The 9179-nt window shown below is 66.8% G+C and carries 12 protein-coding genes; 6 read left to right on the top strand and 6 right to left on the bottom strand.

Annotated features, from left to right (window positions below):
- Positions 1-20: 20 nt before the first annotated feature.
- Together queE and queC are read right to left on the bottom strand one after the other, a co-directional pair.
- Positions 21-656, bottom strand: a complete 636-nt coding sequence (gene queE, locus ABIE19_RS05385) for a 7-carboxy-7-deazaguanine synthase (RefSeq protein ID WP_354088588.1) — start codon at positions 654-656, stop codon at positions 21-23.
- Entirely contained in the window at positions 653-1372 is a 720-nt protein-coding gene (gene queC / locus ABIE19_RS05380; protein WP_354088095.1) for a 7-cyano-7-deazaguanine synthase QueC, read from the bottom strand. The genes queE and queC overlap by 4 nt, the downstream gene beginning before the upstream one ends.
- Positions 1373-1579: 207 nt before the next feature.
- On the opposite strand from queC, the gene ABIE19_RS05375 reads away from it, so the two are divergent.
- The 6 genes from ABIE19_RS05375 (at position 1580) to ABIE19_RS05350 (ending at position 5862) form a co-directional block, all read left to right on the top strand.
- Complete coding sequence (locus ABIE19_RS05375) at positions 1580-3193, top strand: response regulator (protein ID WP_354088094.1); 1614 nt, start codon at positions 1580-1582, stop codon at positions 3191-3193.
- Positions 3194-3310: 117 nt separating this feature from the next.
- Positions 3311-3799, top strand: a complete 489-nt coding sequence (locus tag ABIE19_RS05370; RefSeq protein ID WP_354088093.1) for a PaaI family thioesterase — start codon at positions 3311-3313, stop codon at positions 3797-3799.
- Positions 3796-4200, top strand: a complete 405-nt coding sequence (locus tag ABIE19_RS05365; protein ID WP_354088092.1) for a PaaI family thioesterase — start codon at positions 3796-3798, stop codon at positions 4198-4200. Before ABIE19_RS05370 ends, ABIE19_RS05365 begins: the two co-directional genes overlap by 4 nt.
- Before the next feature lie 93 nt (positions 4201-4293).
- Positions 4294-4641: a hypothetical protein gene (locus ABIE19_RS05360; RefSeq protein WP_354088091.1), complete on the top strand. Its 348-nt coding sequence runs from the start codon at positions 4294-4296 to the stop codon at positions 4639-4641.
- A gap of 90 nt (positions 4642-4731) precedes the next feature.
- Positions 4732-5169, top strand: coding sequence for a hypothetical protein (locus ABIE19_RS05355; protein ID WP_354088090.1), 438 nt, complete (start codon positions 4732-4734; stop codon positions 5167-5169).
- A 57-nt stretch (positions 5170-5226) separates the two neighbouring features.
- Positions 5227-5862 (top strand): S24 family peptidase, encoded by a 636-nt coding sequence (locus ABIE19_RS05350; protein ID WP_354088089.1) that lies wholly within the window; start codon positions 5227-5229, stop codon positions 5860-5862.
- A 59-nt stretch (positions 5863-5921) separates the two neighbouring features.
- On the opposite strand, the gene ABIE19_RS05345 is transcribed toward ABIE19_RS05350, so the two are convergent.
- The 4 genes from ABIE19_RS05345 to ABIE19_RS05330 form a co-directional block, all read right to left on the bottom strand.
- Positions 5922-6401, bottom strand: coding sequence for an SH3 domain-containing protein (locus tag ABIE19_RS05345; protein WP_354088088.1), 480 nt, complete (start codon positions 6399-6401; stop codon positions 5922-5924).
- 102 nt (positions 6402-6503) lie between these two features.
- Positions 6504-6878, bottom strand: coding sequence for a hypothetical protein (locus tag ABIE19_RS05340; RefSeq protein WP_354088087.1), 375 nt, complete (start codon positions 6876-6878; stop codon positions 6504-6506).
- 72 nt (positions 6879-6950) lie between these two features.
- Positions 6951-8624, bottom strand: a complete 1674-nt coding sequence (locus ABIE19_RS05335; protein ID WP_354088085.1) for a lysine--tRNA ligase — start codon at positions 8622-8624, stop codon at positions 6951-6953.
- 57 nt (positions 8625-8681) lie between these two features.
- Positions 8682-9140: a MaoC family dehydratase gene (locus ABIE19_RS05330; RefSeq protein ID WP_354088084.1), complete on the bottom strand. Its 459-nt coding sequence runs from the start codon at positions 9138-9140 to the stop codon at positions 8682-8684.
- Positions 9141-9179 lie beyond the last annotated feature (39 nt).

The following is a 9179-nucleotide window of genomic DNA, read 5'->3' as shown; positions in this document are numbered from 1 at the left end:
CCAGAACGCCCGCTCCGCCCCTATCGCACCCCGATATACTTGTGCGTCTGAACGCTCAGCCGCCATTGCGGGTGGGTCAGGCAGTATTCGATGGCGGCGGCGGTGTTGGCGGCTTGGTCGGGACCGTCCATGGGTTGCAGCCAGAAGCGTTCGAAGTCCAGGCTCTCGAACCGCTCGGGCATGGCCAGCGGCTGAGGGAAGACCAGCTTCAGTTCCTGTCCCGAGGTCTGGACCACCGGGGCGTCGGCCTTGGGGCTGATGCAGATCCAGTCGATCCCCTCGGGCGCCGCCAGGGTTCCGTTGCTCTCGATGGCGATCTCGAAGCCACGCGCATGCAGGGCCTCGATCAGGAGCGCGTCCAGTTGCAGCAGAGGCTCCCCCCCGGTGCAGACCACCAGTCTCGGATCGCCGTCTCGGCCCCGCCACAGGCCCGCGACGTGATCGGCCAGCAGGTCGGCGGTCTTGAACTTGCCGCCGCCGTCGCCGTTGGTTCCCACGAAGTCCGTGTCGCAGAAGGTGCAGACGGCCGTGGCGCGGTCCCGCTCCAGCCCGCTCCACAGGTTGCAGCCGGCGAAGCGCAGGAAGACGGCCGGCCGCCCAGCCTGTCCGCCCTCGCCCTGCACCGTCAGAAAGACTTCCTTGGCGGAATAGGTCACGGCCGGGCGACCCATTCGCCATAGCCCGTCGCACGCAGTTCGCACGCCGGGCAGGTTCCGCAGCCGTAACCCCAGTCGTGGCGGTGCGTCCGGTCGCCCAGGTAGCAGGTGTGGCTGGCCTCCACGATCGCCTCGACCAGGGCGCGTCCGCCGATCCGCTCGGCCATCTCCCAGGTCTGCGCCTTGGTCAGGAACATCAGCGGCGTCTCGACCGGAACCGGCTTGTCCAGGCCCAGGGACAGGGCCCGCGCCATGGTCTGGATCGTCTCGTTGCGGCAGTCGGGATAGCCGGAATAGTCCGTCTCGCACATGCCGGCGACCAGGACCTCCAGCCCTCTCCGATCGGCTAGGGCGGCCGCCGCGACCAGAAAGATCAGATTGCGCCCCGGCACGAAGGTGTTGGGCAGGCCCCGGGCGTCCGCCTCGATCGCCCGCTCGGTGGTCATCGCCGTCTCGCCGATGGCGCCGAAACCGGTCAGATCGACCACATGATCGGCTCCCAGCCGATCCGCCCATTGCGGCAGGACCTTAACCAGTTCGTCCCTCACCGTCTGGCGCGCCTGCATTTCGACCGCATGCCTCTGGCCGTAGTCGAAACCCACGGTCTCGACCCGATCGAACCTTTCCAGCGCCCAGGCCAGGCAGGTGGCGCTGTCCTGCCCGCCCGAAAAGAGGACAAGGGCCGATTTTTCAGAAACTTGCGACGTTACGCTCATGACAAACCTGCGGTCGGCCGGCGGCCGCGCGCATCCAAAAGGGGTCTCGAAGGAATGGAACCTTAATCCCTATACGCCAGACTTGGCCCCGTCGCAAAACACGACCTGCGGCGCGATTCGGCCGAACTGCGTAATTTCACGAGGTTATTAACGCTTTCGCAAACAGCCTGGTCTGATTGTAAAAAACCATAGTGGAGTGCCGGCCGTATGCCGACCATCGAAGTGCTGACTGAGCGCGTTGAGCCCGTGGCCGCATCGGCCATGGCGAACGAGGTCTTTGCGCGCTTCGAACGCGAGCCCGACGCCCTGGTCATCCCCGTCGTCGACGGCGACCGCCCCATCGGCTTGATCGAACGCGGCGACTTCCTGATGAAGCTGGCCGGCCCCCTGGGGCAGAGCCTGTACGGATCGCGCGAGATCAGCCACCTGATGGACCCAGAGCCGGCGGTGGTCGAGGCCGGCGTCCGCATCGACGCCTTCTCCGACATCATCCTGAAAAGCGGTCCAGGCGCCCTGATGCGGGGCTTCATCGTCACCCGCAACGGCGCCTATCGCGGCGTCGGCACGGCCGTCGCCCTGCTCCGCGCGGTCAACGACGGCCAGCGCAGCCAGAACCACGACCTGGCCGAACAGGTCCGCGCCCTCAGCGACCAGAAGACCCAGAACCTCTCGACCGCCCGCGCCATGAGCCGCTTCGTCGACGCCATGGGCCTTGAAATGCGCACGCCGATGAACGGCGTCCTGGCCGTGGCCGAACTGCTGCGCCGTCAGCCCTTGAACGACGCCGCCCTGGCTCATGTCCAGACCATCATCGATTCTTCCGAAACCCTGCTGAGCACTCTTCGCGACGCGGTCGACCTGGCCCATGCAGAGGCTGGCGAGTTGGACATTCGTCCCTCGCCCACGCCCCTTCGCGCCGTCATGGACGACATTCAGTCCGCCTGGGCGCCGCGCGCCCTGCAGGATGGAGTCACCCTTCTGGTCGGCTACGAGGGCGACACCGAACTGGCCGGCGTCCTGGACGGCGCCCGCCTGACCCAGGTGTTCAACAACCTGATCGGTCATGCCCTCAAATACGCCCGCACCGGCATGGTCGAGGCGGGACTGAAGACCCAGGTCGTCGGCGATCAGGTCCGCCTGGAGGCCCGCATCCGCGACGACGGCCCGGGCCTGGATCCGGACCGTATCGCCAGCCTGTTCGACCGGGAGTCGGCCCAGGACGGCGGCATGGCCCTGGCCGTGTCGCGCCACCTGATTCAGGGCATGGGCGGCCGCATCTGGGCCGAGAACAACGCCGGCCGCGGCGCCACCTTCGCCTTCGACCTGACCGCGCCCCGCGCCATCGTCGAACAGGAAGAGCCCTCCAACATCGCCGCCCTGGTCGACCTGGACCTGGCGGCCCAGCCGCATGTCCTGATCGCCGACGACAACGCCACCAACCGCGTCGTCGCCCAGGCCCTGTGCGAGATGTTCGGCTGCACCTCCGAAACCGTGGACGACGGCCAGGAAGCGCTGGAAGCGGTCCAGACCCGCCCCTTCGACCTGATCCTGATGGACATCAAGATGCCGCGGATGGACGGGGTCCAGGCGACCCAGGCGATCCGCGCCCTGCCCGGCGATGTCCGCAACATCCCCATCATCGCCCTGACGGCCAACGCCGATCCGGACGACGCCAAGCACTATCTGTCGGTCGGCATGGCCGCCGTAGTCGAAAAGCCGATCAAGCCGGAACGCCTGCGCATGGCGATGAACGCCGCCCTGTCGAAGGACGCCGCCGCCGCGCCTGACGCCGCACGCCGGAAACAGCGCCGCGCCGGTTGAGCCTGCGGGACGTTCGTCCCGTCCCGCCTATGGACAAGTCGCCGCCGCACGGGCCACCAAGATATCCCGCGCCGCGCCCAGTTTCCTGGATCGCGCCGCCCAACCGAAGGATGCGCGATGCCGGATCAGTTCCTGACGGCCCTCCTGCCCCAACTCGCCTCGGGCGCGGCCCACACCCACGCCCTGGGTTTCCAGTATGAAGGCCTCGACGGCGATCGGGTGCGGCTGCGCGTTCCCTATCGCGACGATCTGGTCGGCGATCCGGAAACCGGCGTCCTGGCCGGCGGCCTCGTGACCACCCTGCTCGACCACGTGGGCGGCCTGGCGGTCTGGGTCGGACTGAACGCCTATCAGCCGATCGCCACCCTGGATCTGCGCGTCGACTACATGCGCGCCGCCGTGCCGGGCAAGGATCTGATCGCGGAGGCTCGCTGCTATCGCCTGACCCGCAGCATCGGCTTCGTCCGGGCCTGGGCCTTCGAAACCGACCCGACCGACCCTGTCGCCGCCGCCCAGGCCGCCTATGTCGTCAGCGCCGAGGGCGATCATCGCGCCGGCGCCAACCTGCGCCCCCGCAAGACGCTCGCTGAAGGAGGCCCTGCGTGAGCCTGCCCCTTCTCGACAACCTGCCCTATGCCCGCTTCCTGGGCCTGCGGACGCAGTTGAATGGCGACGACCTGACCGTGGTCATGCCCTTCGCCGACCGCCTGATCGGCAACCCCATGCTGCCCGCCCTGCACGGCGGCTCGACCGCGGCCCTGCTGGAAATGACGGCGATCGCCCAAGTGTCGCTCAGCTATCCGCGCCTGCGCCTGCCCCGGCCGATCAACGTCACCACCGCCTATCTGCGTTCCGGCCGCCCCGTGGACGTCTACGCCCAGGCCCGCATCAAGAAGGCCGGCCGTCGCGTCGCCTATGTCCTGGCCGAAGCCTGGCAGGAGAACCGCGACCAACCGATCGCCTCCCTGACGGCTCATTTCCTTCTGGATGAGGAGACCTCAACCTAGGCGCGAAAAGTAACCTTCGTAAACAAATCCCTACCGAATAGCCTTAACATGCGTTAAGGATATGGCTCATTTCTTTGTAATGAGGGGTAAGCCATGGATCGCACCGAAGTCATCGCCGGCGTCGCCGGTGACCTGAACGCCGCTGAAAAGGCGGTGGATGAAGCCATCATCCGCGCCACCACCCTGGTGCAGTCCATGATCGGCGCCCGCACCGCCCTCTCGATCTCGCCGGTCGCCGCCGCCGGATCCCAGGCCAAGGCGATGGAGGCCATCGCCGCTCTCAGCGCCGCCCGCGAAGCCGTCGTGGCCTGCCACGCCGAGCTGGAAAAAGACCACCGTCGCCTGGGCTACGGCGTCTACGCAGCCGGCATCCTCAACAAGCCGGACGAATGGGACAACCGCCCCATGGGCCGCAAAGCCGATCATCTTCGGGTTGCATGAAATTCCGGTAAGGGTCGGAAACAGCTCTCCAATATCGTATAATTTTACGTTATAGTCGCCCCCATTACCGCTCTGGTGATGGGGGCTTTCGTGATCGAAACCATTGCGGCCTATGTCGGCGCAGCCTTCATGCTGCTTTTCGGCCTTTTCGCCCTTTTCAAGGGGGGACAGGCGGAACGCATCGGCGCCGGCGCCTATCTCCTCGGCTGGTTCGCCTCTCTGATCCTGCAGAGCACCGCGGGCATGCTCAATGTGCAGTGGGGCGTCTTCCTCATAGACATCATGCTTGTGCTGGTTTTCGCCGCCTTGGTGTGGAAGAGCAAGCGCGCCTGGCCAGTCTGGGCCTGCGCCTTGCAGTTCCTGACCGTGATCAGCCACATCATGATCATTCTGAAGCTCAAGACGCCGATTTCAGCCTTCTATACCGTGCTTAACATGGCCGGATACGGCATCGTCCTGGCCATGGCCATCGGCGCCTTCTGGGCCTGGCAAGAACGCAAGGCTATAGGCGCCGAAACGGATGAATAGGTGGATATTCCTATAGACACCCTCTATACCTAGCCGTCCGTTCCATCGGATGCATCCATGCCCCTGTCCCACGCCAAGCTCTGGAAAGCTCTGGACGCCCTGGCCCAACACCAGGGGACCTCGCCCTCCGGCCTCGCGCGTCGCGCCGGTCTGGACGCCACCAGCTTCAATCCGTCCAAGCGCTTCGGCCCCGGCGACCCGCCGCGTCCCCGCTGGCCGTCGACCGAGAGCCTGACCCGGGTTCTGGAGACCACGGGCCTGTCCCTGGCGGCCTTCGCCGCCCTGGCCGACGACGCCCCGCCCGCGCCGAACGCCATTCCCCTGCTCGGCCTGGCCCAGGCCGGATCCGACGGTTTCTTCGACGACGCGGGCCTGCCCCTGGCCGAAGGCTGGGAGCAGACCCAGCTCCCCCGCCCCAAGGACAGTCTCTTCAGCCTGGAGATCGCCGGCGACTCCATGGCCCCCCTCTATCGCCAGGGCGACAAGGTCATCGTCGATCTTGAATCGACCCAGGTGCGCAAGGGCGACCGCGTCGTGGTCCGCACCGTCGGCGGAGAAACCATGGCCAAGGAGATCGCCGCCCTGACCCCTCGTCAGGTCGTCCTGGCCTCGATCAATCCCGCCTATCCGCCGCGCACCCTGCCCCGCGCCGACATCCGCTGGATGGCCCGCATCCTCTGGGTCAGCCAATAGAGCCGCACGCAAAAAAGCCGCCCCGAAGGGCGGCTTTCCAGGCCTGAACCGTAAAGGGCTCAGTTCGGCGCGACGTAGTGGGCGTTGACCCAGCCGCCGCCCGCGATCTGCACCCACTCGCCCTGCGAGCCGACGGCCGTGAAGGGCTGGCCGGCCGACAGGCTGCCCGCCTGGCGGTACTGGGTGCCCGGGCCTGTGCGGATACGGATGTTCGACGTCGCGCGATAGGAGTTGGAGGCCGCCTGGTTGGCTGCACGCGCGCGCTGCTGGTTGCAGCCGATGTAGGAACCGGCCGCGGCGCCCGCCGCCGCGCCGACCACGGCGCCCAGGGCTCGCTCGTTCTTGGACACCTGGCTGCCGGCCAGGCCGCCCAGCACGGCGCCGATGCCTGCGCCCGCTTGCTGACGACCGCCCGGGGCGTCGCAGTTGGTGACGCCGTTGGCTTGCGGCATAGCGCTGGCGGTCATCGGCACGGCGGCCGAACCCAGGGCGGCGATCATAGCGGTGGCGGCCAGACCCGCCTTGAAGATTTTCGACATGTCTCTCTCCTGTCATCGAGTGTCGTGAGGAGACAATGCGCCAGCGAAGCTGAAGGCTCCCCCCGCCGCGTCGTTATCTTCCGTTCATATTGATTGAGACGTTCAAGCTCCGCGCGCCGCCCGGCGACGCTCGATCAGGCTCCGAGCCGCCGCCACGTCGCGCACCACCAGATGCTTGCGCCGCACGAACTGAAAATCCATCACCTTGGCCCAGAGATAAAGAAAGGGATCGGGCGTGACGAAGACCGTCACCGCCTCGACCGCCGGCGGCGGTCCCCAGGCCTCGGACAGCCGGGCCAGATGATCGTGACGGGCGTCGTCCGGCAAGGGGTCGCCCAGGGCGATCCAGTCCCACCCGCACAAATCGGGCCGTTCCCCGATCAGCATCAGGACGGTCGCCAACACCTTGTCGGCGGAATTGACGGACGCCATGTCGAACTGGAGGATTTGCGCCTCCTCGTCGATCTCATAGTCCACCGGGCTTCTCCCTTTCAGGAGAGCGCAGTTCGCTACAGGCGCCCGTTCACGTCAACACCCGTGCGCAGGGGGTCAGGCCTTGGCCAGATCCCCGTTCGCGCCGGCCTCGATCAGGGCGATGGTCTGGGGCAGGCCGTAGATGGCCGCGAACGACCCGAAGCGCGGCCCCTGCGAGGCGCCCAGCAGCACCTCGTAGAGCGCCTGGAACCAGGCCCGCAGCGGCTCGAACTCATGCGCCTTGCCCACGGCGTAGACCTCGCCCTGGATGATCTCGCCGTCGGTCGTGTCGGCCGGCAGGGCCTTCAGACGTTCCGCCAGGTCCAGCAGCGCCGCCTTCTCCTTGTCGTCGGGCAGACGATAGGTCTTCGAGGGCCTGACGAAGTCCTCGTAGTAGTTCAGCGCATAGCCCATCAGCCGGTCCAGCACGGGCTCGTTCGTCGGCGTGGCCTCGGGCAGGTATTTGGCGAAATAGGCCCACAGTTGATCCTTGCTGGAGGCGTTGGCCACGCCCACCAGGTTCAGCAGCAGGGCGAAGGACACCGGCGAGGCGCTTTCGGGCGGTTGACCCGAATGGATGTGCCAGACGGCGTTGTCCATCCGCTTGGCCGGTTCCTGCGTCTTGTACTGCTCGATGAAGGACAGGTAGTCGTCCGTCGCGCGCGGGATGACGTTGAAGTGCAGGCTCTTGGCCGACTTCGGCGACTGGAACATGTACCAGGACAGGGATTCCGGCGTGCCGTAGCGCAGCCACTCGTCCATCGTCAGGCCGTTGCCCTTGGACTTGGAGATCTTCTTGCCCTCGATATCGAGGAACAACTCGTAGTTGAAGCCTTCCGGCGGCGTGCCGCCCAGGGCGCGACAGATCTTGCCGCTCTCGCGCACGCTCTCGATCAGGTCCTTGCCCGACATCTCGTAGTCGACGTCCAGCGCCGTCCAGCGCATGGCCCAGTCGGGCTTCCACTGCAGCTTCACATGGCCGCCGGTGACGGGAACCTCGGTGCGGCCGCCGGCGGGGTCGTCGAAGACGATGGTCCCGCGCTCGACGTTGCGCTCCAGCGTCGGCACCTGCAGCACATGGCCGGTGATCGGGCTGATCGGCAGGAAGGGCGAATAGGTGGCGCGGCGCTCCTCGCCCAGGGTCGGCAGCATGACGCCCATGACCTTGTCGAAACGCTCCAGCAGGATCAGCAGGGTCGCGTCGAACCGGCCCGACCGATAGGTCTCGGTCGAGGACATGAACTCATACTCAAAGCCGAAGCTGTCGAGGAAGGCGCGCAAACGGGCGTTGTTGTGCGCGCCGAAGCTGTCGTGCGTGCCGAACGGATCGCGCACCTTGGTCAACGGCAGGTGCAGGTCCTCGCGCAGCATCTCCGGGTTCGGCACCCCCTCGGGCACCTTGCGCAGGCCGTCCATGTCGTCGCTGAAGGCGATCAGACGCGTGCGCCAGTGATCGCCGGTCAGGGCGCGGAACGCATTGCGCACCATGGTCGTGCGGGCGACCTCGCCGAAGGTGCCCATGTGCGGCAGGCCCGACGGGCCGTAACCCGTCTCCAGGATCACCGGCCGGTTCAGCGCCTCGAAGGTCGCCAGGGCCTCGTCCGTCTTGCCCGCGTCGATCAGAAGCTTGGCCGCGTCCCGCTCCGCGTCCGACAGCCGTTTCTTGAGCACATGGGCCAACAGGTTGCGGGCTTGCTCAAACGGCCACGAACGGGCCTCGCGGGACAGGGTTTCAAGGTTCTGAAGCATCACAGGGCTTTGACGCCTCGCAGGCGCGGGGTCAACCGCCGCACCGGTTTCGCCGCCTTAAAGCCTGGCGGCGGCGTTTCTCGGCAACTGCATCTGGTTCTCGAAACTCATGGCCAGGTCGCCGTCCTGATTGGTGACCCAGGTCTTGGTGCGCACCACGCCGCGGTCAGGCTGGCTCTTCGACGGGCGGATTTCCATGATCTCGCGCCGGACGGTCAGGACGTCGCCCGGCCGCACCGGCCGCACCCACCACAGGGCGTCGACGTTCATGCCCAGCAGCGGCGTCTGGCCGAAATAGGCCTCGTCCACGAACTGGCGCATGACGCGCGAACAGACATGCCAGCCGCTGGCGATCAGGCCCCCGAACCGCCCCGCCTCGGCCGCCGCCTTGTCCACGTGCATGGGCTGGGGGTCGAACTGGATCGCGAAGGCGACGATCTCCTCCTCCGTCATGACGAAGGGCTCCCCCGTCCAGCTTTCGCCGACGGTCAGGTCGTCCAGATAGCGATCGGTCATGCGTTCAAACTCCACGGCTGGCCCAGACATAGCGGCCGG

This window comes from Brevundimonas faecalis, from assembly GCF_040549405.1.
GTDB classification, from domain to species: domain Bacteria; phylum Pseudomonadota; class Alphaproteobacteria; order Caulobacterales; family Caulobacteraceae; genus Brevundimonas; species Brevundimonas faecalis.
The sequence above is the reverse complement of the archived record's forward strand: the minus strand, read 5'-3'. Positions and strand labels throughout refer to the sequence as shown.

Bases quoted from the DNA above. Each gene is read 5' to 3' on its own strand.
- ABIE19_RS05375 (WP_354088094.1), top strand. From the start codon at position 1,580: ATGCCGACCATCGAAGTGCTGACTGAGCGCGTTGAGCCCGTGGCCGCA.
- ABIE19_RS05330 (WP_354088084.1), bottom strand. From the start codon at position 9,140: ATGACCGATCGCTATCTGGACGACCTGACCGTCGGCGAAAGCTGGACG.
- ABIE19_RS05345 (WP_354088088.1), bottom strand. From the start codon at position 6,401: ATGTCGAAAATCTTCAAGGCGGGTCTGGCCGCCACCGCTATGATCGCC.
- ABIE19_RS05335 (WP_354088085.1), bottom strand. From the start codon at position 8,624: ATGCTTCAGAACCTTGAAACCCTGTCCCGCGAGGCCCGTTCGTGGCCG.
- ABIE19_RS05350 (WP_354088089.1), top strand. From the start codon at position 5,227: ATGCCCCTGTCCCACGCCAAGCTCTGGAAAGCTCTGGACGCCCTGGCC.
- ABIE19_RS05370 (WP_354088093.1), top strand. From the start codon at position 3,311: ATGCCGGATCAGTTCCTGACGGCCCTCCTGCCCCAACTCGCCTCGGGC.
- ABIE19_RS05360 (WP_354088091.1), top strand. From the start codon at position 4,294: ATGGATCGCACCGAAGTCATCGCCGGCGTCGCCGGTGACCTGAACGCC.
- queC (WP_354088095.1), bottom strand. From the start codon at position 1,372: ATGAGCGTAACGTCGCAAGTTTCTGAAAAATCGGCCCTTGTCCTCTTT.